The 26,193-nt window shown below is 70.7% G+C and carries 29 protein-coding genes; 23 read left to right on the forward strand and 6 right to left on the reverse strand.

Annotated elements, in window-relative coordinates; genetic code table 11:
- The first annotated feature begins 1 nt into the window (after position 1).
- From ACIQVZ_RS25865 to ACIQVZ_RS25910, 10 genes are all read left to right on the forward strand, one after another.
- Positions 2-511 (forward strand): polyketide synthase, encoded by a 510-nt coding sequence (locus ACIQVZ_RS25865; RefSeq protein WP_402453228.1) that lies wholly within the window; start codon positions 2-4, stop codon positions 509-511.
- Positions 508-1,866, forward strand: coding sequence for a class I adenylate-forming enzyme family protein (locus tag ACIQVZ_RS25870; RefSeq protein WP_402453154.1), 1,359 nt, complete (start codon positions 508-510; stop codon positions 1,864-1,866). The genes ACIQVZ_RS25865 and ACIQVZ_RS25870 overlap by 4 nt, the downstream gene beginning before the upstream one ends.
- Entirely contained in the window at positions 1,863-2,675 is an 813-nt protein-coding gene (locus tag ACIQVZ_RS25875) for a TIGR03619 family F420-dependent LLM class oxidoreductase (protein WP_402453156.1), read from the forward strand. Before ACIQVZ_RS25870 ends, ACIQVZ_RS25875 begins: the two co-directional genes overlap by 4 nt.
- A 477-nt stretch (positions 2,676-3,152) precedes the next feature.
- Complete coding sequence (locus ACIQVZ_RS25880; RefSeq protein ID WP_402453157.1) at positions 3,153-4,358, forward strand: serine hydrolase domain-containing protein; 1,206 nt, start codon at positions 3,153-3,155, stop codon at positions 4,356-4,358.
- A gap of 142 nt (positions 4,359-4,500) precedes the next feature.
- Positions 4,501-6,243, forward strand: a complete 1,743-nt coding sequence (locus ACIQVZ_RS25885; protein ID WP_402453159.1) for an FAD-binding oxidoreductase — start codon at positions 4,501-4,503, stop codon at positions 6,241-6,243.
- A 126-nt stretch (positions 6,244-6,369) separates the two neighbouring features.
- On the forward strand, positions 6,370-6,732 hold the full coding sequence (locus ACIQVZ_RS25890) for a hypothetical protein (protein ID WP_350876241.1): 363 nt from the start codon (positions 6,370-6,372) through the stop codon (positions 6,730-6,732).
- Between the two features lie 726 nt (positions 6,733-7,458).
- Positions 7,459-9,363 carry an ABC transporter substrate-binding protein gene (locus ACIQVZ_RS25895; protein ID WP_402453161.1) on the forward strand — a complete coding sequence of 635 codons (1,905 nt, stop codon included), beginning with the start codon at positions 7,459-7,461 and terminating at the stop codon, positions 9,361-9,363.
- 46 nt (positions 9,364-9,409) lie between these two features.
- Positions 9,410-10,354, forward strand: coding sequence for an ABC transporter permease (locus ACIQVZ_RS25900; RefSeq protein ID WP_331743615.1), 945 nt, complete (start codon positions 9,410-9,412; stop codon positions 10,352-10,354).
- Positions 10,354-11,271, forward strand: a complete 918-nt coding sequence (locus ACIQVZ_RS25905; RefSeq protein WP_402453163.1) for an ABC transporter permease — start codon at positions 10,354-10,356, stop codon at positions 11,269-11,271. The genes ACIQVZ_RS25900 and ACIQVZ_RS25905 overlap by 1 nt, the downstream gene beginning before the upstream one ends.
- Positions 11,272-11,290: 19 nt before the next feature.
- Positions 11,291-13,354, forward strand: a complete 2,064-nt coding sequence (locus ACIQVZ_RS25910; RefSeq protein ID WP_402453165.1) for a dipeptide ABC transporter ATP-binding protein — start codon at positions 11,291-11,293, stop codon at positions 13,352-13,354.
- Positions 13,355-13,572: 218 nt separating this feature from the next.
- Here the strand turns inward: ACIQVZ_RS25910 and ACIQVZ_RS25915 are convergent, their stop codons facing one another.
- The gene (locus ACIQVZ_RS25915; RefSeq protein WP_402453166.1) at positions 13,573-13,851 is read right to left on the reverse strand and encodes a hypothetical protein; all 279 of its coding nucleotides are present in this window, start codon (positions 13,849-13,851) and stop codon (positions 13,573-13,575) included.
- 252 nt (positions 13,852-14,103) lie between these two features.
- Here ACIQVZ_RS25915 and ACIQVZ_RS25920 point away from each other — a divergent pair, with 252 nt between their 5' ends.
- The 3 genes from ACIQVZ_RS25920 to ACIQVZ_RS25930 all read left to right on the forward strand — a co-directional run bounded on the left by ACIQVZ_RS25920 (position 14,104) and on the right by ACIQVZ_RS25930 (position 17,614).
- Entirely contained in the window at positions 14,104-15,384 is a 1,281-nt protein-coding gene (locus tag ACIQVZ_RS25920; protein WP_402453167.1) for a helix-turn-helix domain-containing protein, read from the forward strand.
- A gap of 99 nt (positions 15,385-15,483) precedes the next feature.
- Positions 15,484-16,674 carry a serine hydrolase domain-containing protein gene (locus tag ACIQVZ_RS25925; RefSeq protein ID WP_402453229.1) on the forward strand — a complete coding sequence of 397 codons (1,191 nt, stop codon included), beginning with the start codon at positions 15,484-15,486 and terminating at the stop codon, positions 16,672-16,674.
- Positions 16,675-16,852: 178 nt separating this feature from the next.
- The gene (locus tag ACIQVZ_RS25930; protein WP_402453169.1) at positions 16,853-17,614 is read left to right on the forward strand and encodes a radical SAM protein; all 762 of its coding nucleotides are present in this window, start codon (positions 16,853-16,855) and stop codon (positions 17,612-17,614) included.
- 17 nt (positions 17,615-17,631) lie between these two features.
- On the opposite strand, the gene ACIQVZ_RS25935 is transcribed toward ACIQVZ_RS25930, so the two are convergent.
- Both ACIQVZ_RS25935 and ACIQVZ_RS25940 read right to left on the reverse strand, forming a co-directional pair.
- Positions 17,632-17,991 (reverse strand): hypothetical protein, encoded by a 360-nt coding sequence (locus tag ACIQVZ_RS25935; protein WP_350876252.1) that lies wholly within the window; start codon positions 17,989-17,991, stop codon positions 17,632-17,634.
- A gap of 14 nt (positions 17,992-18,005) precedes the next feature.
- Positions 18,006-19,262: a helix-turn-helix transcriptional regulator gene (locus ACIQVZ_RS25940; protein WP_402453171.1), complete on the reverse strand. Its 1,257-nt coding sequence runs from the start codon at positions 19,260-19,262 to the stop codon at positions 18,006-18,008.
- A gap of 190 nt (positions 19,263-19,452) precedes the next feature.
- On the opposite strand from ACIQVZ_RS25940, the gene ACIQVZ_RS25945 reads away from it, so the two are divergent.
- From ACIQVZ_RS25945 to ACIQVZ_RS25990, 10 genes are all read left to right on the forward strand, one after another.
- Complete coding sequence (locus ACIQVZ_RS25945; protein WP_350876257.1) at positions 19,453-19,638, forward strand: hypothetical protein; 186 nt, start codon at positions 19,453-19,455, stop codon at positions 19,636-19,638.
- A gap of 54 nt (positions 19,639-19,692) precedes the next feature.
- Positions 19,693-19,863, forward strand: coding sequence for a hypothetical protein (locus ACIQVZ_RS25950; protein WP_402453173.1), 171 nt, complete (start codon positions 19,693-19,695; stop codon positions 19,861-19,863).
- A complete protein-coding gene (locus tag ACIQVZ_RS25955; RefSeq protein ID WP_402453174.1) occupies positions 19,860-20,162 on the forward strand; it encodes a hypothetical protein in 303 nt (100 codons plus the stop codon). Before ACIQVZ_RS25950 ends, ACIQVZ_RS25955 begins: the two co-directional genes overlap by 4 nt.
- A 6-nt stretch (positions 20,163-20,168) precedes the next feature.
- Positions 20,169-20,318 carry a hypothetical protein gene (locus tag ACIQVZ_RS25960; RefSeq protein ID WP_402453175.1) on the forward strand — a complete coding sequence of 50 codons (150 nt, stop codon included), beginning with the start codon at positions 20,169-20,171 and terminating at the stop codon, positions 20,316-20,318.
- A gap of 128 nt (positions 20,319-20,446) precedes the next feature.
- Positions 20,447-20,857, forward strand: coding sequence for a hypothetical protein (locus ACIQVZ_RS25965; protein ID WP_402453177.1), 411 nt, complete (start codon positions 20,447-20,449; stop codon positions 20,855-20,857).
- Positions 20,854-21,510 (forward strand): hypothetical protein, encoded by a 657-nt coding sequence (locus ACIQVZ_RS25970; protein WP_402453178.1) that lies wholly within the window; start codon positions 20,854-20,856, stop codon positions 21,508-21,510. Before ACIQVZ_RS25965 ends, ACIQVZ_RS25970 begins: the two co-directional genes overlap by 4 nt.
- Positions 21,474-22,316 (forward strand): hypothetical protein, encoded by an 843-nt coding sequence (locus tag ACIQVZ_RS25975; protein WP_402453179.1) that lies wholly within the window; start codon positions 21,474-21,476, stop codon positions 22,314-22,316. Before ACIQVZ_RS25970 ends, ACIQVZ_RS25975 begins: the two co-directional genes overlap by 37 nt.
- Positions 22,313-22,852, forward strand: a complete 540-nt coding sequence (locus ACIQVZ_RS25980) for a GNAT family N-acetyltransferase (RefSeq protein ID WP_402453181.1) — start codon at positions 22,313-22,315, stop codon at positions 22,850-22,852. Before ACIQVZ_RS25975 ends, ACIQVZ_RS25980 begins: the two co-directional genes overlap by 4 nt.
- Positions 22,807-22,992: a hypothetical protein gene (locus ACIQVZ_RS25985; protein WP_402453183.1), complete on the forward strand. Its 186-nt coding sequence runs from the start codon at positions 22,807-22,809 to the stop codon at positions 22,990-22,992. The genes ACIQVZ_RS25980 and ACIQVZ_RS25985 overlap by 46 nt, the downstream gene beginning before the upstream one ends.
- 856 nt (positions 22,993-23,848) lie before the next feature.
- Positions 23,849-24,070 carry a hypothetical protein gene (locus ACIQVZ_RS25990; RefSeq protein WP_402453184.1) on the forward strand — a complete coding sequence of 74 codons (222 nt, stop codon included), beginning with the start codon at positions 23,849-23,851 and terminating at the stop codon, positions 24,068-24,070.
- A gap of 98 nt (positions 24,071-24,168) precedes the next feature.
- On the opposite strand, the gene ACIQVZ_RS25995 is transcribed toward ACIQVZ_RS25990, so the two are convergent.
- The 3 genes from ACIQVZ_RS25995 to ACIQVZ_RS26005 all read right to left on the reverse strand — a co-directional run bounded on the left by ACIQVZ_RS25995 (position 24,169) and on the right by ACIQVZ_RS26005 (position 26,177).
- Positions 24,169-24,450, reverse strand: coding sequence for a hypothetical protein (locus ACIQVZ_RS25995; protein ID WP_402453185.1), 282 nt, complete (start codon positions 24,448-24,450; stop codon positions 24,169-24,171).
- Positions 24,451-24,684: 234 nt separating this feature from the next.
- Positions 24,685-25,506: a lipase family protein gene (locus ACIQVZ_RS26000; RefSeq protein ID WP_402453186.1), complete on the reverse strand. Its 822-nt coding sequence runs from the start codon at positions 25,504-25,506 to the stop codon at positions 24,685-24,687.
- Between the two features lie 146 nt (positions 25,507-25,652).
- Entirely contained in the window at positions 25,653-26,177 is a 525-nt protein-coding gene (locus tag ACIQVZ_RS26005; protein WP_402453188.1) for a MepB family protein, read from the reverse strand.
- Positions 26,178-26,193 lie beyond the last annotated feature (16 nt).

The following is a 26,193-nucleotide window of genomic DNA, read 5'->3' on the forward strand; positions in this document are numbered from 1 at the left end:
CATGCCGACGGGCACCCGGGTGCTGGGCTCGGCGACGGTGGTCGCCGACGACCCGGACGAGTACGCGGTGAACAAACCGTCTTTCTACGCCGACCCGGCGGCCTGGCTGGTCGCCGAGACCGTGGACCGGGCACTGGCGGACTGCGCCGAACCCGTGCTCGACGACGCCGCCGACACCGGGATCCTGGTCATGAGCGCGACCGGGAGCGAACGGACGATGCGCCGCATCGCCGACTCGGTGCCGAGGTCCCGGGTGTCGCCGCTGCGCTTCGCCGGAGCGAACCCGGGCGTGCTGGCCGGACTGCCCGCCCTGCGCCACGGGTTGCGCGGGCCGTCCCTGCTGCTGGCGGCGCACCCCGACCGGGCCACCCCCGTCGCGTTCACGGTGCTCGGCGGCTGGCTCGCGGACGGCCACGCCCGGCACGTGCTCCTGGTCGGCCTGCAACCCGCCCCGGGAGGCGGACAGCTGTGCCGCTGCCTGGTCCTGACCAGCGCCCGGGACGACCGGTGAACAGCCTCACCCGGTCCGGGGTGGCCGACTTCCTGACCCGGGTCGAGGCGACCCCGGCCGGTCCGGGCGGCGGCGCCCCGGCCGGGGTGGACGACGTGCTGGCGGACCTGGCCGGGCTGGGCCTGGCACCGGGCGACGCGGTCGTGCTCTGCCTCACCAACGGAGTCGAGCTGCTGCGCGTGCTGCTCTCGTCGCTGCTGCTGGGCCTGGTGCCGCTGGCCGTGCCGCCGAGCACGCCGTGGCAGCGGGTGCGCGCACTGGCCGGGCACGTCGGGGCCGGCGTCGTGGTGACCACCCGGCTGGCCGGCGTGGGGCCGCAGCTGCCGGTGGGCGGCGCGTTGGCCGTGCCGACCGGGCACCCCACCACCCCGTACCGGCCGGGCGAGATCCTGCTGTCCACCTCCGGCACCTCCGGGATGTTCAGCGCGTGCGTGCACCGGGTGGCCTCGCTCCTGCACAACGCCCGCCTGCACGCCGACGCCACCGGCATCACCCCGGCCGACACCCTGCTGGTGAACCTGCCGCTGTACTACTCCTACGCCCTCGTGGCACAGGCGCTCGCCGCGTACGTGACCAAGGCGCGACTGGTGCTCGACGGACCGCCGTTCTCGCCGACCGCGTACCGCGACGCCGTCACCGCGCGCGGGGTCACCCACTCGGCGGTGACCCCGACGATCGCCCGCCAACTGCTGGCCGACCCCGGGCTCGTGCCACGCGGCCTGCGGGCACTGGCGGTCGGCGGGGACCGGCTCGCACCCGCGGAGGTGGCCCGCCTGCTGGCCGTGCGGCCCTGCGCGGAGCTGTACCTGACCTACGGGCTCACCGAGGCCGGACCACGCGTGTCGACCCTGGCCGCGCACGCCGAGCCCGCGCACCGGTACGGCTCGGTCGGCCGCCCGCTGCCGGGAGTGCGCGCGTCACTGCGCGAGGTGCAGGACGACGTGGGCGAACTGCTGGTCGAATCCGGCACCGTCCTGCTGCGACGGGTCGGGCAGCACAGCAGCAGAGTCCTGCTGGGGCCGCGGACGATCGCCACCGGGGACGCCTTCTCGATCGACGACGGCTATCTGACCTTCCACGGACGCCTGTCGGACTTCGTGGTCCTGCGCGGCGAGAAGGTCTCACTGAACACCGTCCGGCAGGCCGCGCACGCCATCCCGGGGGTCGTGCACTGCGTGCCCGAGGTGGTGACCGAGGACGGCACGCAGGTCCTCCACGTCCACCTGTCCGTCACCGGCACCCTCCCCGGCGGTGAGAAGGCACTGCGCCACCTCCTCAACTCCCAGCTGCTGCCCGCCGAACGCCCGCGCGCGGTGTTCGTCTCCACCGCCGACCCGGAGGCCTTCCGCAAATGACCCTCCGCCTCGGTTGGACCGTCCCGACGGCCCTCTCACCCGCCGGACTCCGCGCGTTCGCGGTGACGGCGGAGAGCCTCGGGTACGACCACCTGTCCGTCCCCGAACACCTGGTGTCCGGCGTTCCCGCCTACGAGAGCCTGACGCTGGTGGCGTTCCTGGCAGCCGTCACCACCCGGATCGAGCTGGCCACCGCGATGACGATCCTGCCGCACCGGCCGGTGGTGCTCGCCGCCAAACAGGCCGCGCAACTGGCCCACCTCAGCGGCGACCGGCTGCGGCTGGGCGTCGCCATCGGATCCGACCCCGCCGAGTCCGCCGCCCTCGGCGTCGCCCCGGGCACCCGGGCCGCACTGTTCGAGGAACAGGTCCAGGCGCTGCGCCTGCTGTGGACGCGGCCGGACGCGGACTTCGGCGGCGCGCACGTCGCGTTCTCCGGCGTCACCCTCACCCCCCGGCCGCGTCGCGTACCCCTCTGGATGGGCGGCGGCACCCTGCGCACCGGAGGAAGACCCGGCTCACTGCGCCGGATCGCCACCCTCGCCGACGGCTTCACCATGTCCGGCCTGCTCGCCAACCGGGTCGACCGCGGTGCCGCACTCATCGCCGAACTGCGGACGGCGGTGACCGAAGCCGGCCGCGACTGGAGCGCCTTCGGCGTCGAGGCCCGCCTCCGCCCCGCCCCCGGCCGGGCGGACACCTGGCGCTCCCTCGCCGACGCCTGGCGGTCCGCCGGCGCCACCCACCTCACCGTCACCACCGACGACCTCTCCCTGCTGGCCCCCCTGCACGCGGCGCTGACCGGGTAGCACGCCGGCTCAGGACACGGAACCGCCGATCAGGCCGTCGCACGGTCGTGGTGGGTCAGGGGCGGCGGCTACGTGAGGAACAACGCGACCGGTATCAAGGCGACGGAGACCGGCGACAGGTGGACGGTCACGCTCAACGGAACGATCGTCTGCGGCCAGGTCGTCAGCGCCGGCTGACCGGCCGACCGGCCGACCGGCCGACCGGCCGACCGGCCGAAGAGCGGGACCCTGTGCCGACGCCGGCGGGAGTCACCAGACCAGAGGCTCCCCCGGCTGTAGCGCGACGGAGCGTGCGGTCGCATCCCCGGATGCGACCGCCGGACGATCCCTCGCGTACCTCTTTGGTGTCCTGAGGTGTCGATCTCGTAAGCCTGTTGAAGGATGGACGGTCCTCATCCGGAGTGACGCTCCCTCGGTGGCGGCGCTGACAGGCTGACTCGTGGCGAACCCCTGTTCGCCCGAGTGAAGGGAAGCTCCATGTCTCGCCGTCTGACCAGTGCCCTGATCGCAGCCTTCTGTCTCGCGGTGTCCGCGTCACCCGCCTCCGCCGCCGTGGCGGGAGCCGAGGACTCCGCGGCTTCGTCGGCCCGCCCGCGTGGCGGTCCGCTGCAACTCGCCCTCAACGGGCTGACCGACGCCAGGGCGGTGTCCGCGATCGCCGAGGTGCGTGACGGTGACCAGCGGTGGCGCGGCACCACGGGGGTGACCGACCTGGTCGGTCAGGCGCCCGTCCGTGGTGACGGCCGGTTCCGGATCGGCAGCGTCACCAAGACGTTCGTCGCCACCACGGTGCTGCAACTGGTCGGCGAGCACCGGCTCGGCCTGGAGGACCCGGTGTCGAGCCACCTGCCGGGGCTGGTCCCCAACGGGCAGAACATCACCGTCCGCCAACTGCTCAACCAGCGCACGGGCCTGTTCGACGCCACCAACAAGGGCACCGACGTCTTTCCCGACCTCAACGACCCGGCCGTCTTCCGGACGTGGCTGGCCCAGGGCGGGTTGAACCGTACGTTCACCGCGCGCCAGCTGGTGACCGCATCCGTCTCCCACTCCCCGTATTTCGCGCCCGGCACCCAATGGGGCTACTCCAACACCAACTTCGACATCCTCGGCCTGATCGTCGAGCAGGTCACCGGGCACCCCTACGGACAGGAGGTCGGTCAGCGCATCCTGCGCCCGCTCGGGATGACGAAGACCACGGTCCCCGGCCGCTCCACCACGATCCCCGGCCCGCACGCCCACAGCTACTGGACCACCGTGGACGGCGCCGGCACCGGAAACGTCAAGAAGACCGACATCGACGTCACCGACCAGAACCCCTCCTGGGCGGGCGCCGCCGGAGAGATCATCTCCACCACCGATGACCTGATCCGCTTCCAGCGGGCCCTGCTGAACGGGAAGTTGCTGCGCCCGGCGGAGCAGCGCGAGATGACCACGGTGCTGGAGACCGTGCCGGGCTCGCACGAGATCGACTACGGGATGGGGCTGGCGCGGGCGCAGCTCTCCTGCACCACCGTGCTGGGCCACAACGGCGGCACCTTCGGCTTCACCACCCAGCTGTGGGGCACCGCCGACCGCCAGGTCGCGCTCTCCTACACCTCGCGGGGCGATGGCGCCGAGCAGGTGGCGCAGAACGAGGCGGGCATCAAGTTCCTCGACGCCGTCTTCTGCGGCGCCCGCTGAACGTCCGCCGGGGGCGGCGGCCGGGCGTGTCGACGATCGGTCTTGCTGATTCTTCGTCAATTATCGTGACGGTGAGCATATTTGGATGTCACGGTCGCCGGTAGCATGCGCTGACGGATGGTCGTGGTGAACGGAGGAAGAGATGGACGGGTCGGCAGACGAACGGCTGGGGCGTCGCCACCTGCTCGCCCGGGCCGGTGCGGTGGCGGTCGGCGGTGCGGTCGCCGGCCTGGCCGTCGGGCCCGCCGAGGCGGCGGGCCGCCAAGACCCGGGTCCGGCGGAAGGTGGTCCGGCGGGAGGTGGGGGCGGGCCGCAGGAGCGGCCGTTCGGGCCGGTCACGGTCCGCCCCGGTGACTCCCGCTACGACAGCCTGCTGCGGGGCGACAACTACCGTTTCGTCGGCCGGCCGGAGGAGATCCGCCTGGCCGGCTCCACCGGGCAGGTGGTGCGGGCCGTCGCCGACGCCGTCCGCTCCGGGCGCCGGATCGCCGTGCGCAGTGGCGGCCACTGTTTCGAGAACTTCACCGGCGACCCGGTGGTGCAGCTCCTGCTGGACCTCTCTCCCATGGACGCCGTCGGCTTCGACCCCGCGATGGGTGCCTTCGCGGTGCAGCCGGGAGCGACCCTCGGGCGCGTGTACCGGACCCTGTTCAAGGGCTGGGGCGTGACGATCCCGGCCGGCGGCTGCCCGGAGGTGGGCGCGGGCGGGCATCTGGCCGGCGGCGGGTACGGTCCGCTGTCCCGCGCCTACGGCTCGGTCGTGGACTACCTGCACGCCGTGGAGGTGGTGGTGGCCGACCGGGACGGGACCGTCCGGGTGGTGGTCGCCACCCGGGACCCGGACGATCCGAACCACGACCTGTGGTGGGCCCACACCGGCGGCGGTGGTGGCAACTTCGGCGTCGTGACCCGCTACTGGCTCCGCTCCCGCGACACCCCCGACGCCCCCGGCCCCGGCACCCCCGGCCCCGACGCCTCCGGCACCCGCACCCACGGCGACCCCGCCGCACTCCTGCCGCGCGCCCCGGGCGAGCTGCGGAGATGCCTGGTCGCCTGGACCTGGGACGAGAAGATGACGGAACGGGCGTTCACCACCCTGCTGCGCAACTACGGCGCCTGGCACGAGCGCAACAGCGAACCGGGGACCCCCGCGGCGAACCTGTACGCCGTCCTCATCGCCGGACACCGCAAGTCCGGCACCCTTGAGCTGGTCGTGCAGATCGACGCGGGCGTTCCGGGTTCCGACGCGGTGCTCACCGACTTCGTGCGCGCGGTGACCGCCGACGTGGGTGCCACCGAACCCGCCACCCTCCGGGGCACCATGCCCTGGCTGCCCACCAGCACCTGGCCGGGGACCGGCGAGGCCGGCAACTCGATCACCCGGCGCTACAAGGACAAGGCCGGCTACCTGCGCCGCTCCCTCACCGACCCCCAGCTCGCCACCGCCTACCGGTACCTGACGGACGGCACGGGCGGTGCGGAGTGCGGCCTGCTCCTCGTCGGCTACGGCGGCCAGGTCAACGCGGTGCCCCCGTACGCCACCGCCGTCGCCCAGCGCGACTCGGTCATGAAGGCCGTCTACTACACCGTCTGGGCCGACGAGTCGGACGACGCGGCCCGCCTGTCCTGGGTCCGCGGCTTCTACCGCGATGTGTACCGCGACACCGGAGGCGTCCCCGTCCCCGGCGAGGTCAGTGACGGCTCCTACATCAACTACGCGGACACCGACCTCGCCGACCCGGCGTGGAACACCTCCGGTACCCCGTGGCACACCCTGTACTACAAGGACAACTACCCCCGCCTGCAGCAGATCAAGGCCCGCTGGGACCCGCGCAACATCTTCCGGCACGCCCTCGCCATCGAACCGCCCGACCAGAGGCCGTAACGAAAGTCCCGGGGGAGGCGCGCCGGGGGTTCACTCGCACGAGTGATTGTGACGCTGTGCACATTGCCGGACACTCAAAGTATTCGGGGAGCCCAAGGGGGCTCTCCCGGCGCGAGGGGAGCCGTCATGGCCGCAGCCGAATCTTCCTCCATCGAGGTGCCGCGGATCGCGAGCAGTTCGCAGCCCGCCGACCGGGACCAGGGCCTCGCGGCGATCGGCGGCAACGTCGGCGCCGTGTGGCGGGGGTGGTGGACGTGGACCCCGGGGAACGGGACGTTCAACCTCCAGATCGCCTGGAACGTCATCGGGATCGACTCGACGGTCGTCATCACGGCCTCCGAGATCGACAGCAACGGGAACCGGTTCGTCGGCGCGGCGCCCTTCCAGGTGTCGAGCATCGCCCCCGGCAACGGACTGGTGACGTTCAAGATCAACATCGGCTGGGGCAGTGCGCTGCCGATGCGCACCGACCTCCTGGTCTTCAACTGAGCACACCTCTCCGGTGAGCACACCTCTCCTGAGCACACCTCTCCGGCCGCCCGGGTCGCCCCGGACGCACAGGCCGGGGACCGTGCCGGTCCGGTGACGACCGGCGCGACCCGCCCCGTGGCGGTTCCGGGTTCGCCCGAACCGCCACGGGGCGCCCGTTTTTTGCAGCTGATCGCACTGGTGGCACGCCTACCGGCACCCAGGGCCCGTCAGGGCCCTGGGAATCCGGCTCAGTGTCATCCGTCCAGCCCTCCGGTGCGGGTGGCAGGTGGAAGCCGACCTCGGCGCCGCCGGAGGGGCGGCGGTGGCGAAGACGGTGCCGTCGACGGCGGCGTCCTCCTGGTGGGCGTCCTGTGCGGTACGGGCCACCTCCCGGGCCCGGGTCGAGACCGGCAGCGCCGGGCCGCCCGGGGAACTCCGGCCGGTTCCTCTGTCGGAACCACGTGACGTGGCCTCAAGATCCTTTCCTTGATGGAAACTTGACGAACACGAGTCGTCCCCAAGGCTTCTCTCTGTTCGAAAAATCGGTCTAACTATTAGCACCGAACGGGGCAGGGCCAGCACGCGGCAAGCGGCTGAAGCCCGCGGACGCCGGTGCCTTCCCGCCGTCGGGAAAGCCGCTCACCTTGCCCGACCGCGGCATCGCCATGCCCGCGTCGGCGAACCGTCGGATCGCGCAAGGAAAGAACTCGTGGTGTTCACGTGGGGGAGAGGGGCAAGTCAAGGATGACGAAGTCCGCAGGAGCGCGCAGATTCGCGCAGGTGGTGGCGCTGGTCACGGTCGTGGCAACCGCCGCGGCCTGCAGTGGCGGTGGTGGGGGCGGCGGCAGCGGCAACCCGGGTCCGGCCGGAGCGGCGGTGCAGGGGGGTATGGTGCGGGTCGCCGAGGCGCCCTCCACCTTCCCGGACGCCATCTGGCCGTTCGACTCCCCGTCCCAGGTCAGCACGGTGAACACCAGCCAGTTCCAGCAGCTGTTCTACCGCCCCCTGTACTACTGGGGCCTGAACGACAAGGTCACCCTCGACCCGGAGGTGTCCCTCGGCGAGGCGCCCACCTGGAGCGCGGACGGCAATACCGTCACCGTCCAGGTCAAGCCGTGGAAGTGGTCCAACGGCGAGGACGTCAACGCCCAGGACGTGCTGTTCTGGATCAACATGGCCAAGGCCGAGTCGTCCAACAGCGGCTACTACACCCCGCCGAACCCGGCGATCGGCGCCAAGTACTTCCCGGACAACGTGGCTTCGGCGACCGCCTCGGGACAGACCCTGACGCTGACCCTCAACACCCCGGTCAACCAGACCTGGTTCACCGACGACGAACTCAGCCAGATCACCCCGATGCCGCTCGCCTGGGACCTCACCGGCCAGGGGCAGAAGGGCAGTTGCGCGAGCGACGCGTTCGGTTCGGACGCCGCCGCGAAGGACTGTGCGGCCGACTACGCCTACCTCAGCGCGCAGTCGACCAAGGGCGGCGACTTCGCGGGCAGCCCGCTGTGGTCGGTGGTCGACGGCCCGTGGAAGCTCAAGAACTACAACGGCACCTCCGGCGCGTACGGGATCGTGCCGAACACCGCCTACTCGGGCCCGCAGAAGCCGCACCTCGACGAGGTGGACTTCGTCCCCTACACCTCGGCCACCACCGAGTACGCGGACCTGAAGGCCGGCAGCGGCGGCGCCAACGCCATCGACGTCGGCTACCTGCCGGCCGAGAACTCCCCGACCTTCAACGCCAAGAACCCGGACGCGGGCAACCCGTTGAGCAGCGCGGGCTACTACATCCCGGCCCCGACCTACCTGGACGAGATCTCGTACTACCAGATCAACTTCGCCAACCCGGCTGTGGGACCGCTGTTCAAGCAGCCCTACTTCACCAAGGCCGTCCAGGACACCGTGGACCAGCAGGGCATCATCAACGGCATCTGGAAGGGTTGGGGCTACCCGAGCACCGGCGCCGTGCCCAGCCTCCCGGCCGGCAACCCGCTCTCCCCCAAGAGCCAGTCCGAGCGCGCGACCTACGACCCGGCGGCCGCCAAACAGCTGCTGAGCAGCCACGGCTGGAACACCGACAGCGTCCCGGCCACCTGCACCGACCCGGGCACCGGCCCGAACCAGTGCGGCGCCGGCATCGCGGCGGGCACCAAGGCCGCGTTCACGCTCGACTACCCCTCGGGCCAGGCCGCGCTGGACACCATGGCGGCGGACATGCGCTCGGACGCGGCCAAGGCGGGCATCGGCATCACCATGGTCAGCCAGACCCAGAACACCATCGGCAACGAGGGCGTGGCCTGCAGCGCCGCCCAGCCGGCCGGCTGCCAGTGGCAGGGCCTGCTCTACGGCGGCTGGGTCTACGCCCCCGACTACTACCCGACCGGCGACGCGCTGTTCGCCACCGGAGCCGGGCCGAACGTCTGGAGCTTCTCCGACCCGAAGCTGGACCAGCTGATCGTCAAGACCACCACCGGCAGCGACGTCAACGACCTGTACGCCTACGAGGACTACATCGCGGGCGTCCAGCCGGTCATCTACACCCCCAACACGCTCGCGATCAGCGAGGTCACCAAGAAGCTGCACCTCGACGCCGGTGACCCCTTCCAGGGCTACGAGCCGGAGTACTGGTACTACACGAAATGACGGCCATCCGTAACGGCGTCGCCGCCGCCCCCCTCGGGGGGCGGCGGTGACGGCCTACCTCATCCGACGACTGTTCCAGGCCCTCCTGACGGTGCTGATGGTCACCGTCATCTCCTTCGGCCTGATGCAGCTCATGCCGGGCGGCCCGGTCCGAGCGATCCTCGGCTCCCACGCCACCCCGGCCAACATCGCCCACCTGACCCAGCAGATGGGTCTGGACCGCCCCGTCTACGTGCAGTACTGGACCTGGCTGGACGGCCTGCTGCACGGCAACCTGGGCTTCGACTACATCCAGCAGCGCCCGATCTCCGACCTGCTGTTCAACGCCCTCGGCGCCTCCGCCTACATCGTCGGCGCCTCGCTGCTGCTCGCGCTGCTGATCGCGGTGCCGGCGGGCCTGCTCCAGGCCACCCGCCGCAACAGCGTGCTGGACCACGCCTTCACGGTGTTCTCCTTCGTCGCCTACGGCGTGCCGACGTTCTTCATCGGCTTCCTGATCCAGCAGTGGTTCGAGGACGACCTGCACTGGGTCTCGGTGCAGGACCAGGTGGCCACCTTCGGCGACGCGCTCACCCACCCCGGGGCCGTCTGCCTGCCCGTCCTGACCCTGACCGTCACCACCGTGGCCGGCTACAGCCGCTACATGCGTTCCGGGGTGCTGGACCAGATCACCCAGGACTACGTACGGTCCGCCCAGGCCAAGGGCGCCTCCCGGCGCCGCACCCTGTACGGCCACGTGCTGCGCAACGCCCTGATCCCGATGGTCACCCTGGTCGGCCTCTCGCTGCCCGCGCTGGTCGGCGGCGCGCTGATCGTCGAGTACGTCTTCAACATCCAGGGCATCGGCCTGCTGACCACCCGTGCCGCGCTGCAGAACGACTACGGCATCACCCTGGCGGCCACCCTGCTCACCGCGGTGACCACCGTGATCGGCTCGCTGCTGGCCGACCTCGGCTACGCCGTGCTGGACCCACGAGTGAGGCTCACCTGATGGCCCTGACAACCGGTACCACGGAAGGCCGGCCCGCCTCCGACCCGGGCGGGGAGCCGGCCGGGCGGCCCCGCTCGATGCTCCGGCGCGGCGCGGAGGTCTTCGCCGAGAACAGGCTGGCCCTGGTCGCCGTCGCCGTCCTGGTCGCGATCATCGCCTTCTGCTTCCTCGGCCCGCTCTTCTACCACGCCGACACCTCGGTGGTGAACCTCTCCGCCGTCACCCTGCCGCCGGGCGCCGGGCACCCGCTCGGCACGGACAACGACGGCATCGACGAGCTCGGCAAGGTGATGGTCGGCGGGCAGACCAGCCTGGAGATCGGCCTCGCCGCCGGTCTGATCGCCGCCGTCCTCGGCGCGCTCTACGGCGCCGTCGCGGGCTACCTGGGCGGCTGGATCGACGCGCTGATGATGCGGGTGATCGACTCCTTCATGTCCTTCCCGCTGATCTTCCTGCTGATCTACCTCAGCAGCGTCTACGGGAAGAGCAAGGCCATGCTGATCCTGGAGGTCGGCCTGACCTCCTGGTTCGGCATCACCCGCCTGGTCCGCGGCGAGGCCCTGGCCATCAAGGTCCGCGAGTACGTGTCCGCGTCCCGGATGATGGGCGCGGGCGGCCGGCGGATCGTGCTGAAGCACATCCTGCCCAACACCATCGGGACGACGATCGTCAACACCACGTTCTCGATCGCCGACGCGGTCTTCGCCCTGTCCACGCTCAGCTACATCGGCCTGGGCCTCCAGGCCCCCAACAACGACCTGGGCGGCATGCTCGACGTCGGCACCACCTTCGCCGGCCAGGGCTGCTGGTGGATGATCTATCCGCCCGCCGCCGTGATCATCCTGATCATCCTGTGCTTCAACGTGATCGGCGACGCCCTGCGCGACGCCTTCGAAACCCGGCTGCAGAAGCGGTGAACCCGACGGAGGATCAGCAGTGGCGCTCCTCGAAGTGACCGGCCTGCGCACCGAGATCCGGCTGAAGCGCTCGGTGGTGCACGCCCTGGACGGCGTCGACCTCGCGGTGGACGTCGGCGAGACCCTCGGCATCGTCGGCGAGTCGGGCTGCGGCAAGACCATGACCGCCATGTCGATCATGCAGCTGCTGCCGAACGGCGGCAGCGTCGTCGACGGCCGGGTCCTGCTCGACGGCCGCGACCTGCTCGCGCTCGGCCCCGAGAAGATGGACCGGGTGCGCGGCAACGACATCGGGATGATCTTCCAGGACCCGACCACCTCGCTCAACCCGACGATGACCATCGGCCGGCAGATCTCCGAGTCCGTGCGCATCCACCGCCGGGTCTCCCGGAAGGAGGCGCACGAGCGCGCCGTCGAGGTGCTGTCCCTGGTGGGGATGCCCAGCCCGGCCCAGCGGGCCCTGGTCTACCCGCACGAACTGTCCGGCGGGATGCGCCAACGGGCCATGATCGCCATGGCCCTGGCCAACGAGCCCAAACTGCTCATCGCCGACGAGCCGACCACCGCCCTCGACGTCACCGTCCAGAAGCAGATCCTCGAACTCATCGACCACCTCAAGCAGCAGCTCGGCATGGCCGTCATCCTGGTCACCCACGACCTCGGCGTCATCGCCGGACGGGCCGACCGGATCGCCGTCATGTACGCCGGGAAGGTCGTCGAGACCACCGGAACCGAGGAGCTCTACACCAACCCCCGCCACCCGTACACCGAGGCGCTGTTCGAATCGCTGCCGGAACGTTTCGCCGAGTCCGGCGGCCGGCTCTACTCGATCCCCGGCCTGCCGCCGGACCTGACCACCCCGCCGCCCGGCTGCCGGTTCGCCGCACGCTGCCGCTACGCCACCGAGCAGTGCCACGCGCAGGAGCCGCCGCTGTCCGGGGAGACCCCGGAACACCGCTACGCCTGCTACTTCCCGGTCGGCGAGGCCGAGCCGGGCCGCCGCCCGCCAGCCGTGACACCGCCCCCGGCGACGGCAGTACGGGCCCCGGCGGCGGTACGAGCCCCCGCGGCGCCCGAGGACGCACCGGCCGAGCCGCTGCTGCGCATCGACAGCCTGGTCAAGGAGTACGCGGTGACCAGCGGCCTGATCCTGCGTCGGGCCGTGGGCGCGGTCAGCGCCGTGGCCGACATCTCCCTGACGGTCCGCCGGGGAGAGACGCTCGGCCTGGTCGGCGAGTCCGGCTGCGGCAAGACCACCGTCGGCAAGCTCATCGTCGGCCTGGAGCGGCCCACCAGCGGCAGCCTGGTGTTCGAGGGCCGGGACCTGGCGCTGGTGCCACGGGCCGAGCGGCGCCGACTGCGCCGGGACGTCCAGCTCATGTTCCAGGACTCCTACGCGGCGATGAACCCCCGGATGCCCGTCCAGTCGATCATGCGCGAGCCGCTGGACATCCACCGGATCGACGGCCAGGCCGAGCGCGACCGGCGGATCAGGCAGATCTTCGACCTGGTCGGCCTTCCGCTCACCGCCCTGGACCGCTACCCGCACGAGTTCTCCGGCGGCCAGCGCCAGCGCATCGGACTGGCCCGCGCGCTGGCCCTGCGCCCCAAGCTCATCGTCGCGGACGAGCCCGTCTCGGCGCTGGACGTGTCGATCCAGTCGCAGGTGCTCAACCTGATGAGCGACCTTCAGGGCGAACTCGGACTGTCGTACCTGTTCATCTCGCACGACCTGTCCGTGGTCCGGTACCTGTCCGACCGGATCGGCGTGATGTACCTGGGCAAGCTGGTGGAGATCGGCCCCGCGCCGTCGGTGTACGCCCGGCCGGTGCACCACTACACCCGCGGCCTGCTGGACACCATTCCCGTGGCCGACCCGGTGGTGGAGAAGGCCAAGAGCAGCCGCGGCGTCGCCGGCGAACTCCCGTCCGCGATCGACCCGCCGTCCGGCTGCCGCTTCCGCACCCGCTGCGCGGCGGCGCAGCAGATCTGCGCGGAGGTCGAGCCCCCGCTGACCGCCTTCGGCCCCGACGACCACCTGGCCGCCTGCCACTTCCCCCTGCGGCCCGCCCCGACCCGCTGAACCGCTCCTCCGGCCGCGCCCCTCCGCGAGCGGGCCGCCGAGGCCGTCGGCGATGGGTCCGTGGCGGTGGCCTCCACCCCGAGAGCGGGGTGGAGGCCACCGGGCTGTTTCCGAGCGGCCGAGGGTGGGCCCGTTCTGGATGCTGTCGAGCCGCCAGCGCTGGCGGTCCGATCCGTCACAGGCCCAGCTGCCCAGCTGCTCACCGGCGTTGTTGGTGCTCAGGCAACCGTTGTCGGTGTCGCTGGTGATCCAGAACCAGCCGCCTCCGGCGTCGTGGAAGGCCAGTGCTGGTCGGCGTTGCCGTCCATCGTCCGGATCAGGTGGGCGCGGTGGGTGCCCGGGTCGTGGTCCATGACCATGCCCTGGCCGGCGGCGGCCTTGCCGTCGGTCAGCAGCGTCCCGATGATCCAGCGCCCGTTCGCGGTGGGCCAGAACGCCCAGCGCTGCGCGTCGTTGCCGTTCGCGCCGAGCGCGAAGCCGGCGGTGCGTGTTGCCAAAAGGCACGGCCGTGTGTCGCGTAACGAGACATCAGGGACGCTATCGGAGTCGCTGACGTCACACGCTCCGTCGATTCGCCCGCGACGACCGCGATCCCGACGAAGCGCTTCGGCTCCGACAGTCACCGGCCCGAGGCGCGGCCCTTCCTGACCTTGTCGACAAGGTTTGTCGAAAGGCCGGTAGACAACCGGAGGGAGGGGTACGGTCCCGTGCATACCGGGTCCAAGGGCGTGCACGGGATGGGGACCATCATGGCACCACCGGAAGAGATCAGTGTCGGCCAGCGCATCGCGGCATACGAGGACGTGAGGGGTTTCAGCCACCGGCAGTTGGCGGACCTCGCGCACGTCTCCTACAGCCTGCTGACGAAGGTCGTCTCCGGACACAAGGCGGCGACTCCGGAGTTCGTCTCAGCTGTCGCCAGGGTCTTAGGAGTTGAGCCGGGCGACCTCCAGCCGCCCTCGTACAGTGACGGCATGGCCGCTGACCCGCTGGTCCCGCTGATGGGGCCGATCCGTACCACCCTCGACCTGTATGACCTGCCGCCGCAAGAGGACGTGCGGCCCAGGCCGCTGCCCGCGCTGCGGGCAGCGGTGCGGCGCGTCAACGCGCTCGCCCAGGCCGCGGACTACAAGCCGATGGTGTCGATGCTGCCGGGCCTGCTGGTCGAACTGCACACGGCTGCCCATGAGTTCACTGGCGAACAGCAGCGGCAGACGTGGGGACTGCTGGCGGAGGCCTACCGGTGCGGGCACTCGGTGGGGATCGCGATCGGCCTCAACGATCTGTCCGCCACCGCGCTCGCGCGGATGGACTGGGCCGCACGGCGGGCAGGCGACCGGGCCCCGGCTCTGCGGGCCGCGCGCGAGTACCTGCGGGTCACCGCCTACCTGCGGCTCGGCGACCTGGACGCCTGCCGCCGTCTCCAGGCCTCCGGCCGCAGCCACCTGGACGGCACCGACGACAAGACCCCGTCCGCGCTGATCACCGCTGGACAGCTGCACCTGGGGGCCTCGGTGATCGCCGCCCGCGCCGGCGAGACGGACCTGATGAAGCACCACCTCGAAGAGGCCCGGCGCGTCGCGGCCGTTACAGGCGAACGTCCCGACCTGTCGCTGCACTTCGGGCCGACGAATGTGCGCGTGCACCGGGTGATGACGCTGGTGGAGGCGGGCGAGCACGACCAGGCGGTGGACGCCGCGAAGGGCCTGCGGCTCCCGCCGGGCTGGGCGCCGACCCGGATCGGGCACCACCACATCGACCTGGCCAGGGCCTACCGCTGGATGGCCAAGCCCGACGCCGCGCTCGACCAGCTGGATGCCGCGTACGCGGTCGCCCCGCAGCAGGCCTCCCGGCACCCGCTGGTCCGCGAGACCGTGACCGCGCTGTCACGCTCTGCGGCCGTGTCCTGGCGATCAGTTGAGTCGTTGATGCGACTATGGGGAGTAGGGGTCATCTGGCTCCGCTCACGATCGCGCGGACAGAACCTAAGGGTCAACCCCGACAACACCGTTGTCAGGAAGCATGGTTGACCAGGGGACTACCAGGGTCGGCGCCCTCCTGATCGGTGATCCAGGACGTCCGTGTATTTCGACAGGATGGGCTTCGCACAAGCAAGCCAGTCCACACCAATGGAGCGTCCCTTGAGTATCCGCATACGTACCGCCCTGGCTGTCGCACTCGTGCTGGGCCTCGGCGCCGGTCCGCTGGCCCCGGCTCCCGCCATGGCCGCAACACCCCGCGTCCAGGTTACGGTCAGTCAGTTGCCCGGCCCGAACGTGAAGGCGCTGGAGGACGCCCTCCTCGGACTGCCCAGCCCCGACGCAACGGCGGCCCTCGTACGTGTCGGCGGCCACGGAAGCTGGCACGCAGGCTCAGGAGTGCACGACCTGGACAGCGGCCGCAAGGCCCTGGAAGGGGCTCGGTTCCGGGCGGGATCCATCACCAAGGTGGTCACCTCGGTCATTGTGCTGCAGCTCGCCGCAGAGGGCAGGGTGGATCTGGACGACACCGTCCAGCGGTACCTCCCGAACCTGCTGACCGACGCCTTCCAGCCGATCACCGTACGGCAGTTGCTCACATTCACCAGTGGGCTCCAGCCGGGTTCCTCCCTCGGCCCGGAGAACGCCGAGGGGTACGAGAACCGTTTCAAGACCCTGACTCCCGAAGACGTCGTCGCGGCATCGGTCGCCAAGGGCCCCTACCAGGGGCCGGGGGAAGGCCCGGGCAGGAAACAGCGGTACGGCAACATCGACTACACAGTCCTCGGCCTGCTCATCGAGAAGATCACGGGCGACTCCTACGCACACCAGGCGCAGGTACGTGTCTTCCGCACGGCCAGCATGTGGCACACGTCCTTCCCCGACGGTCCCGACCCGCGAATCCACGGCGCGCACAACCAGGGCTACCAGAAGCTGGCGGACGGCACGGTCGTGGACGCGACCGAGTGGAACATGTCGGACCGGTGGGCGGCGGGTGACATGATCTCCACCACCGCTGACCTGGAGAAATTCCTCTTCGCGCTGTTCAGGGGAGAGCTCGTCCCCCAGTCCCTCCTGGACAAGGAAATGTTCACCGTGCCGGACATCAAAGGCGCCGTGATGAGTGCGGGACTGCAGCGCTTCGACGCGGGTGGCGGGCAGATCCTCTGGCTCAAGACCGGAGAGCGGCCCGGTTACAGCACACTCATCGCGGCGACCAGGGACCTCTCCCGCACCCTTGTCTACTCGGTCAATGCGATCGACGCCAAGGCCACGACCATGAACCCGGTCGGCGAGCGCATTGTCCGGGCCGCCTTCGCCCCCTCGGCCGCAAGGCCATGATCGGCCGATCAAGCACGATCCGGGCGCCCAACGCCGCGGGCTGATCCGGCAAGATCGGTCGGACAGGGCTTAGTCGCCGAAGTGTGCGCCTGTCAACGTGGATTACGCGAACGAACATCTGACGATCTGTCACCTTTGGTGAAAATTCACGGCCTTCAACCAACGGCATCTTGGTGATGTGGGCCCGGAGCGATGCTCCGGGCCTTCGCGCCCGGCCCGGCCGTCCCACCGGCCCGGAACCGGAATCGAGATCATCTGGCACGCCGGTGAGCCGCTGACGATCGGCCGCCGGCGCTTCGCCGAGCTGATGGCGCCCTTCGAACCGCTGCGGCAGGCCGGACTGGTCGAGCACTCGGTGCAGACCAACGCCGTCCTGCTCAACCCCGCCTGGTGCGAGTTCCTGACCGGGTACGGGTTCAGGGTCGGGGTGAGCATCGACGGCCCGGCAGCCCTCAACCAGCAGCGGGTCGACTGGGCCGGGCGGCCCGCGTTCGACCGGATCATGAAGGGGATCGGCTGCCTGCGCGAGCACGACGTGCGGTTCTCGGCGATGGAAGCTGCCCGCCAGCGCCGAGCCGACGAGCAGGCCGAGCGCCAGCGCGCCGAGCGGGCCCGCACCGGAGCGGACATCGACCTGACGTGGTCCGAGGCGAGTGCCAGCCGCTGGACCGTGACCGGCTCGGGCCACGACCGCCGCCTCGACGTCACCCTCAACACCACCGACTTCAGCGCGGACATGTACGAGATCCGCGAGAACGGCCACTTCATCTCCCGCCACCCCTACCGGCACCAGACCGAGGCCGCTGTCCGGCAGCTGCTCGCCGACGGCGTCGAGATCGGCGAGAGGGCACCAGGCCCCACCCTCGTGGCCTCCACCTACCCGAACGGTCGAAGACGGTGGAGGGCAGGCCTGCCCCTCAACGGCTTGGCGAGGAGTTGAGGGGCGAAGTACTACGTTCAGGGATGGGCGCGCTCGATCGCCTCGAAGATGTCCGCGTCGGTCTCCTGCTGCCAGGACGGCAGGTCGACCCAGTCGGCGACGTAGCCAGGCTTGGGGTTCTCGATGTGCTTGTGGATTTGAGCAATCCAGCACGTCGCGACGAACCTGCCCTTCTGCTCTCGGGTGAGCTTGGACGTATTGCCGTTGCTCACGCTGATGAAGTCTCGGACCTGGCCGAATACGGCGGTGGCGCACTCGCGCTCCCAGTCGGGGGTCTCTTCCCAAGGGGTGACATACCCAGCCTTTGGTTCGCCCGGGTAATGCTTCGAGACGCCCGCGATCCACGCTTCGCGGAAGATTCGTCCATCAGACGACATGTATTACTCCTTCGTCAGACAACGCCGTCAAGCGCCGAGATTTGCTGATGCAGTGTTGAAGCCCGACCGTCGGCCATGAGCGGGACGAGGCGGTTCTTTACGCCCTGCAACTTCTTGCCGATGTAGCCCGAGCCGGTTTGGTCCGCCAGTTCCAAAGCAGCGCGGGTGTAGTGACTCGCCTTGTCGAGATCGTGGCGTTCAGCACCCAGGGCTGCCAACTCGGCGAGCACTGCCCCTCGGCGGCGCAGTGAGAGTTGCTGGGAGAGCGCGGCTGTCAGTGCTTGCTCCGCCAGGTCTGGGCGCCCGAGTGCGAGGTAGCACGTTCCGCGCTCCTCGGCAAGGCGGGAACCGTCGAAACGAAGCCAGCCGCCGTTGTGATGTTGCCCGGACAGGGTGTGTACCTGCTCGGCCTTGTTGAGCGAATGCTTGGTCGCATCGAGGTCGCCGAGACCTGCGTGCGCCTCCGCCTGGACCGCCGCAACCCAGTACCGGGTTGAGAGTTGAGGGTCTCCTCGTTTGGCGATCTGGGAGGCCGCGGCCAGTATCGGAGCCGCGACAGCGAATCGACGTTCGTAAAGTTCCACGAAGGCGTGTCGAGTCAGCGCACAGGCCCACATGTCGAAGGCGCCAGCTTCCCTGCTGGCGCTCGCTGCCAGGGTGTAACAGTGCGACGCCTCGGCGTACCGGTTGGCGTCGAAGAAGATCTCACCAGCGAGCTGATACAGGTCTCCCACCAGTGTGCAGAGGTGCTGCCGCGAATCATCGCTCTGGCTTTCCCCCAGCCCTTGGGCCAGGAGACCCAGTTGGTGCCGCACCATCGGATACACGACCTGCTTGGAGTCGGAGAGGCTGAACACCTTCCATAGGTGTGAGTTCAGGTCTGGGCCGGTTTCTGTCAGTGACGCGGCCAGGCTGGAGCGGGGCGAGGGCTTGTCGGCGCTCGGTAGGGAGATGAGCGCACCGGTCACGGCGAGCAGACTCAGGACATCGCGGCGCTTCATGTCGTCAGTATCACCAAGAGGCGGGGTAGCGGTGTAGACCACCGAACGGTCAGGGGCTAGCACCTCTGGTGTGAGGAGGTCCGCCAGCCCCTCAGGGGTCACCTTGAGGAGCTTTGCCACCTTGGGATGTACGTATCCCTGCGGATCGGTCTTGCCGGCCTCCCAGCGGACCACTGTGGAGACTGCCACTCCCAACTCGTTGGCGAACTCCTCCTGACTGTAGCCCAGCGCCTTGCGGCGCTTCGCGAGACGGGATCTTCTCGGCGTCACGGCGGCCTCCGCTCGGATCGAAGTGCCCAGGTCAGGCCGGACAGTGCGTTGATTATGCCCGACAGGTGCTCATCTTCTGCTCTGGTTCGCGACAACTCCTCGGCCGTTCACTGGATGTCGCGACTTCCGAGAAGTGAAGGAGGACCGTCCGATGGAGAGGCGCGCCCCCAGGCGTGAGTACCGAGAGGTCGTGACCGGCCCCTCGAAGTTCGAACGACAGCGGCTCCCCGCCGGTTGGAGCCCGCTGGACGACTACCGGGCGGCCAGCGCTGCCGAGCGGGCCCCGAGCGTGGGGACGCTGCTCCAGGTGGACGCCGTTCGGTCCACCTGCGTCTGCCCGAACTGCACGACCCGCCGCGCCGACCTCTCGGCCTGAACCGCGACCAGCACCACCACATCGCACGCCCCGACCCGATGGAGAGGCGCAACTGTGAACAGTGTGATCCAGGGTGACCCGGTCCGGCACCGTACGGACGGCTGGACGGGCACCGTCGCCGAGACTCCCAGCAAGCTCGCCAACTACGCCTGGGTGAACCGGGGCAGCTCGGCCGACGCGTACCCGGACATGGTCCTCCTGGCCGACTTGGAGCCCGCGGAGTGAGCAACCCGCTGCTGCCCGTCCGCGTGACCGCGCCGCTTCCCGTCCGAGCGAGCCCCCCGCCGCCGACGCCGATCCGGATCACGGGCGAGGGGATGGTCGTGGACCGCCCCGACGGCTACCGGCAGGGGACCTGCTGGGTGTGCCACCGCGAGACGCTGGTCTGCGCCGGGACCACGCTCCAGGCCCCCGGCGAGGATCAGAGCACCTGCCACGCGATCTGCGACGACTGCATTGCCCGCGCCCGCCGGCCCCGCCGCCGCGCCGCGCTGCGGGCCGCGCTCGACCCGCGCCCGGCGTAGGCCGCCGTGGACGACGGCCAGGAGGAGTACCGCGAGGCAGCCGACCGGGCCGACCGGGGGCTCCCGACGCCGCCGCCGGTCGCCATCGCCCAGACGGTCGCGATAGTCCTACTGGCGCTCGTGGTGACCGCGCTCATCGCCTCCGGCCGCTTCTGACCGTCACCCCACGCCCCTGGAGCCCCATGAACTCCCGGCCCGTCGTGAAGCCTCCGACGGGCCGGGGCACCACGCACGACTGCCCGCCCGGACCCGGGCGAGCAGAGCCAACCCGATGGGAGACGCACGTGAGCACCGCCACCACCATGGAACTGGACGAGCTGGGCAAGTTCTTCAAGATCACCGCGCGACGGATCGATGCGGGCGAGACCGCGCCGCAGATGTTCTCCTCCGCGATCGACGCGGCGTGGCACACCCTCGTCGCGGACCCCGCCGCGCACGAGGCGTTCACCCTCCAGCACGCCGGCCGCAGGCTGGCCCACGTCGAGAGCAACGGCAACGGCTTCATCTCCTGGGTGGGCGCGTACGAGGAGGCGTACGGGCCCCTGCCGGAGGTCTGGTTCACCGACGCGGACGGCAAGGTCGACACCGCCGCCTTGGCCCACTACCGGGACACCGGCGAGGTCTGGGCCGAGTGGGACTGCTCGCCCGAGCCGAGCGGCGACGACGACCTGATCCCGGTGGCGTCGTACCTGTGATCATCGCACCACTCGACGGAGCGTCCCTGCCGACCGCCGGGGCGCTCCGCCTCACCGAGGCCCGGACGGAGAACCCCGTCGGCGTGAACGTGGACGGCTACCTCGCCGACCTGTACGAGCACTGCCCGTTCCTGCGGCCGTCCGTCCGCCGGGGGATGACCGGCTGGACGGTCTACGAGATCGCGCCGGGCAGCCACCGGTACGCGGTGGAAGCGGAGTTGTTCTACGCCGGAGTCCAGGCCGCGGAATGGGTCCGCCCGCTCATGGGTCGGCCGTACGGTGTCCTCGCGTGCGAGAACGTGGTGCTGGCCGGGCACTGCGAGGGGGCGGACCGCCGGGAGCTGATGGCCTGGCCGCACTGGGCGCTGAAGAACCTTTACGCCCCGGTCGGCGTGATGTTCGGCAAATTCGCCCAGGGGGCGGTCGAGACCGGCCGGCGCGGGCAGAGCATCCCGCCGCCGCCGTTCTCGTTCCTCTCGGTGCGGGCGGGCGTCCGGCCGCTGGACCCGAAGTTCCTGGAAGGCACACCCGACCTCGCCACGGCCCTGTCCGTGGCGGTGGACGACGGCCGGGACGTCTTCGAGCCCCTCCCTTGCGAGTGGAAGGCAGTACGAGAATGGGCGAGTTCACTTCCCATGCCGCAGCGGCGCTGACGGCGGCGGAGGACATCTGCGGGCCGGTCGAGCTGGAGGAGATCAGCGACCGCCGGGGTTCGGCGGTGTGGAAGGCCAGCGGCCCGCGCGGGGTGGTGGGCATCAAGCTCGGCACCGGTGAGGCCGCCGAGGTCACCGCCCGCGAAGCCTCCGTGCTGGAGCAGCTCACGGACTACTCCGTGACCGTCGGGCGCTTCGACGGCGGGGTCTGGTTCGTCACCCCGTGGCTGTCCGGGCCGTCCACCTGGGACCTCTTCCGCCCCGTCCGCAAGGACGACGGCGGGAAGGACACCGAGCTCGCCGCTGCGGTCGCGCTGTGCAGCTCCGTGGCCGACCTGCACCACGACGGGTGGGTGCACGGCGACCTCCAGCCCCAGCACGGCATCCACACCGACGACGGCGTGCGCCTCCTGGACTTCGCGTGGTCGCGGCAACTCGGCACCCTCCCGTGGTCGACGTTCGACGGCACGATGATCCACCTGACCGCCCCCGAGCTGGCCGCGCGGATCATGAACGGCCCCCAGCCCGTCGAGACCACGCAGAGCGCCGACGTCTACGCCCTCGCCGGGACCCTGTGGACCTGCATCACCGGTACCTGGCCGCTGGACTACGAGACCGCCGGACTCGGCAAAGGGACGCCGCTGGGTGCCCTGTGCAAGGCCATCGCCCACCGCGCCATCCCGCTGTCCACCAGGCTGCCCTGGCCGTCCCTCCAGGCCCGCCTGCGGCACGTCCTGATGGCCGCCCCCGACGACCGGCCGACCGCCGCCGAGCTGACCATGCTCGTGAAAGCGGCGGACGCGTGATCGAGCTGCGGGAGCTGGTCCCCGGCGACGCCGACGCCCTGCTGCGCATCTACAGCGCGGAGGCGACGAAGTACCTGGGCAGGGCCCCGATGGACGCCGCCGAAGCCCGGTTCTACACCCGCACCGCCGCAGCCTCCGCAGCCTCGACGCCACGCACGCTCTACACCCTCGGTCTGGTCGCGGCCGGCGACCTGCTCGGAATCGTCAAACTCCACCTTGAGCGGCCCGTCGCCGCGATCAGCTACATCCTGCGCCCGGACGCCTGGGGACAGGGGCACGCTACGGAGGGCGTGCGCAGAGTCCTCGCCCTGGCCTTCGGCCACCTGGGGCTGCCGGAGGTCCGCGCCAAGCACCACCCGCACAACCCCGCCTCCGGCCGAGTCCTGGTGAAGGCCGGGTTCACGCCCACCGGCGAGCACACCGGGTTCCTCACCTACACCATCCGGCCGCCATCGGCGGCAAGCCCATCCCCGCACAACCGGAGCACCCCATGGAACGCGCTGTCCTCGTCCTCGCCCTGCTGGTCTACGCCGTGACCGGCGTCCGGTACTACCGCACGCCCCAGGACGACGCGGACCTCGGCACGCTCCGGTACGCCCGCGTCGGCGACCGGCGAACGGTGGAGGTCTGGCAGAAGGGGCTGGGCTTCAGGGTCCAGGTCTTCGACACTCACTGACCATCTCGCACCCCCGCCGCTCCCAGCGGCGGGCCCGCCCCCGCCCTGTTGCTGCCCCCGCAGCCGCAGGGCGGGGGCCTCCCACGGGGTAGAGGTCGCCAAAAGGTTGGGCGTGCCCCCGGAGGCGTCGGCTGTTCGCCGCTGCCGTGTTCGCACTCGCCCACGGCCGGCAGGCCGAGCACCACGGACAGCCAGGAACCGTCGTAACACCCCAGGAGAAGCTGTGTGGGCCAACACCCGACAAGACCGGCAAGCCATGCTCAGGGCCCTCGTGGTCGCGGCCCTGCCGGCCATCGCCCACCGCCACGCAACCGGCGTCGGCATCCGTGTCCTGGGCACCATGTACGGGTGTGACCCAAAGTGGCTGCGCGACCAGATGCTCAAAGCCGGGCATCCTGTCCGCCCTATCGAAGAGGCCACCGCCATGCGACCCATCGCCCCCGCGCCGTGGAAGCCCCTCCCGCTGTCGAAGGGGACCCGACTGCCCTGACATCAGGTGGGCGTCGGCATGGCCGTGGCCCCTTGCACCTCAGCTCATTCCCGCAGGTCGGGAACAAGGTGCAAGGGCAGTGCGTTCTTCCATGCCGTGGCCCAGATGAGATCACAAGGTAGCGCCTTCAACCGGGATCCGTGCTCGGGGTTGATCCTGGCCAGAAGGGGATTCGAGTCGGGCCCCTGTGGTTCGGTGCCTGTCTGATAAGTCGGATGCCCGTCCGGACCTGCTCGACGCCCTCGCCCAGGTCCGCCGCTCTCCGCTTCCTGCTGCCCGCGTCAGCGCTCCACGGACGGCCCGGGCTGCTCATCCGTTCGGGTGAGGCGAGGTTGGACGGGGGCCGGGGGTGGCAGAACGGCGGGCATGACGACTTCCTCCACCAGACGCCGTCGGGGCCGCCCCGGCAAGCCGGTCTTCGCGCCCGTGCCCGTCCGCCAGGCCGCCGGTTCCGCGGTGCCGTCCGGACCGCGCCGACCTGCCGCCGGGTGCTGCCGGACCTGGAACAGCGAGCACAGGTTGCCCGGCGGCCAGGTGGTCCGGACGACCTGGCACCAGCCCGCCTGCTCGGCCTGGGCCGCCCGGTGACCGCGCACCAGGCGCCGGGCGGCCCGTCCCGGTTGCGGATGGGCGGCTGCCCCGGGGCGGGTGCTCCCGGGGCAGCCGTGGTGCGGGTGCGGGTGGGGTCAGCTCTGCCCGCCGTTGCTGATGCCGGTCTCGGTGGCGATGCCCGCGACGCCGCCCGGGCCGACCGCGACGGCGCCGGTGAGGAAGGAGGAGCCACAGGGGCCGAACTGCGCGTCGGTGACCTGGAGGGCGCTGCCGTGCGGGCCGACGGCGAACGCGCCGCTGTCGAAGTTGAGGGTGGGGATGTTGTCGGGCGCGGCGGCGGAGGCGGTGGTCGCCGCGCCGATGACGAGCGGGAGGCTGAGGACGGAGACGGCCAGGATGCGGTGCGCGGTACGCATGGGTGGAACCCTTCGAGGTGCGAATGGTGAGGGTGGATCGGACGGCCCTGGTGTGGCGGCCCGTCACCATCCACACACGGTCGTGTGCGCACCGCTACCGGGGGAGGCTGTTCGTACCATCGGTTCACTCGACCCTCGGCCCGGCTCTGCTCGCCGGGCCCGGCCTGCCGGCCGTGGACCCACCGGCACCCGCCCCGCCCTTCCCGCCTGCCCCGCCCGCAGGACCTGACTCCGTCAGGCGAGGTTCTGTTCCAGGGCCGCGAGGTAGCGCTTCATCGCGTGGTCGCGCACACCGGCCGCGGCCGGAGCGAACGCGTCGGCGGTCAGGCCCTTGGCACGGTCGGCGAGCCCGGCGACCAGGCCCATGGAGTCGTGGAGCCGGCCCGAGGAGTCGATGTACTTCAGCGCCTCGACGTGGGTGTAGGCCGGCTCCGGCGGCAGCTGGGGCACGATGTCGTTGTTGTTGACGAACCGGTACAGGCACCCCTTGAACCCCTCGTTGCAGGCGGCGGCGAGCAGCCGGTCACAGGTGCGGGGCTGCCCGAACGTGATGATGCCGTCGGCCTGGAGGCGTGGGTCCTCCAGGTACAACCGGGCGCCGGCCAGCATCGCCAGGGCTCCGCCGAGACTGTGGCCGGTGAACCACACGGTCTGGCCGTTGGTGCGCAGTTGGGTGTGGGCGTCCAGGACGTCCGGGAAGACCGACTCCAGCGCTTCGGCGAAGCCGAAGTGGACGTAGCCGGTGCGGGCGGGCCCGGGCCAGGGCGGCGTGGAGGAGTCGGAGAGCCAGTCGCGGATCTCGGCCGGCTGGGTGCCGCGGAACGCCGTGACGATCATGTGGTCGCTGGCCATGGTGTAGGCCTGGGTGTCCTCCAGCGGGAACGGCGGAGTGAACCGGGTCTGGTGGTGACGCACCCGGTCGAAGCCCCAGTCGCGGGCCTGCCGTTCGATGGTGGCCTCGTCCTGGTAGGCGAGTTCGGACGCCTTCGCCAGCCAGTAGGCATGCGGGACGCTGTAGTTCTTCGCCTGGTGGTCGAAGGTGGTGGGCACGGGCACGGCGATCTCTCCTCCGGGACGGCCGGCGGTCGGGGGACGCACCGCCGGCGCGGACATCTGACCCGTCGTACCAGAGCGCGGACCGCCGCCCCGGGCGGGCCGCGCCCGGATGTCACCCCGACAGCCGAGCAGGCGCACGGGGGCGGCTACCGGTGGTAGAGGGTGCGGGCGCGCGTCAGGTCGGCGGGCCCGTTCCGGCTGATGTGGAGGAAGTGGTTCACCTGCCAGGCCTGGGTGCCGCGCGCTTGCCGGTTGGTCGTGGTCACCCATGGCGGGTAGACGCGGAACCCCCGTTTCCCGCCGGAGCCGTTGCGGGAGACGATGTCGCGCTCGCACAGCACCTCGCGTGGGAGGACGAACTGCCCGAAGCCGTTGTCGTCGCGGCAGCTGATGACGAAGAGGTCCACCCCGTCGTCGGTGTCGAAGGGCCGGATCGGTCCCTCCTCGGATCGCAACCACACGGTGACGAACTGGCCCGCCTTCGTCGGGGTGGTCTTGGCCGCCCGGAACCGGACCGAGCGGCCGTCGATCGTGAACCGGCAAGCCGCGTATTCGGCGCTCTCCGGTTCGGCCGCCGGGGGCGAACAGGCGAAACCGCTCGGGTCGTACACCAGTGCCTTCGCCGCCAGCAGGTCACCGTGAAGCCCTGCCCACGGTTGGTTCGTCAACATCCCGTCATCCTGCCAT

It is taken from the genome of Kitasatospora sp. NPDC098663, from assembly GCF_044760075.1.
GTDB lineage: Bacteria > Actinomycetota > Actinomycetes > Streptomycetales > Streptomycetaceae > Kitasatospora.

Coding starts and splice junctions, on each gene's coding strand:
- ACIQVZ_RS25865 (WP_402453228.1), top strand. CDS start 2: ATGCCGACGGGCACCCGGGTGCTGGGCTCGGCGACGGTGGTCGCCGAC.
- ACIQVZ_RS25875 (WP_402453156.1), top strand. CDS start 1,863: ATGACCCTCCGCCTCGGTTGGACCGTCCCGACGGCCCTCTCACCCGCC.
- ACIQVZ_RS25880 (WP_402453157.1), top strand. CDS start 3,153: ATGTCTCGCCGTCTGACCAGTGCCCTGATCGCAGCCTTCTGTCTCGCG.
- ACIQVZ_RS25885 (WP_402453159.1), top strand. CDS start 4,501: ATGGACGGGTCGGCAGACGAACGGCTGGGGCGTCGCCACCTGCTCGCC.
- ACIQVZ_RS25890 (WP_350876241.1), top strand. CDS start 6,370: ATGGCCGCAGCCGAATCTTCCTCCATCGAGGTGCCGCGGATCGCGAGC.
- ACIQVZ_RS25895 (WP_402453161.1), top strand. CDS start 7,459: ATGACGAAGTCCGCAGGAGCGCGCAGATTCGCGCAGGTGGTGGCGCTG.
- ACIQVZ_RS25905 (WP_402453163.1), top strand. CDS start 10,354: ATGGCCCTGACAACCGGTACCACGGAAGGCCGGCCCGCCTCCGACCCG.
- ACIQVZ_RS25920 (WP_402453167.1), top strand. CDS start 14,104: ATGGCACCACCGGAAGAGATCAGTGTCGGCCAGCGCATCGCGGCATAC.
- ACIQVZ_RS25925 (WP_402453229.1), top strand. CDS start 15,484: ATGGAGCGTCCCTTGAGTATCCGCATACGTACCGCCCTGGCTGTCGCA.
- ACIQVZ_RS25935 (WP_350876252.1), bottom strand. CDS start 17,991: ATGTCGTCTGATGGACGAATCTTCCGCGAAGCGTGGATCGCGGGCGTC.
- ACIQVZ_RS25975 (WP_402453179.1), top strand. CDS start 21,474: ATGGGCGAGTTCACTTCCCATGCCGCAGCGGCGCTGACGGCGGCGGAG.
- ACIQVZ_RS25985 (WP_402453183.1), top strand. CDS start 22,807: ATGGAACGCGCTGTCCTCGTCCTCGCCCTGCTGGTCTACGCCGTGACC.
- ACIQVZ_RS25990 (WP_402453184.1), top strand. CDS start 23,849: ATGACGACTTCCTCCACCAGACGCCGTCGGGGCCGCCCCGGCAAGCCG.
- ACIQVZ_RS25995 (WP_402453185.1), bottom strand. CDS start 24,450: ATGCGTACCGCGCACCGCATCCTGGCCGTCTCCGTCCTCAGCCTCCCG.
- ACIQVZ_RS26005 (WP_402453188.1), bottom strand. CDS start 26,177: ATGTTGACGAACCAACCGTGGGCAGGGCTTCACGGTGACCTGCTGGCG.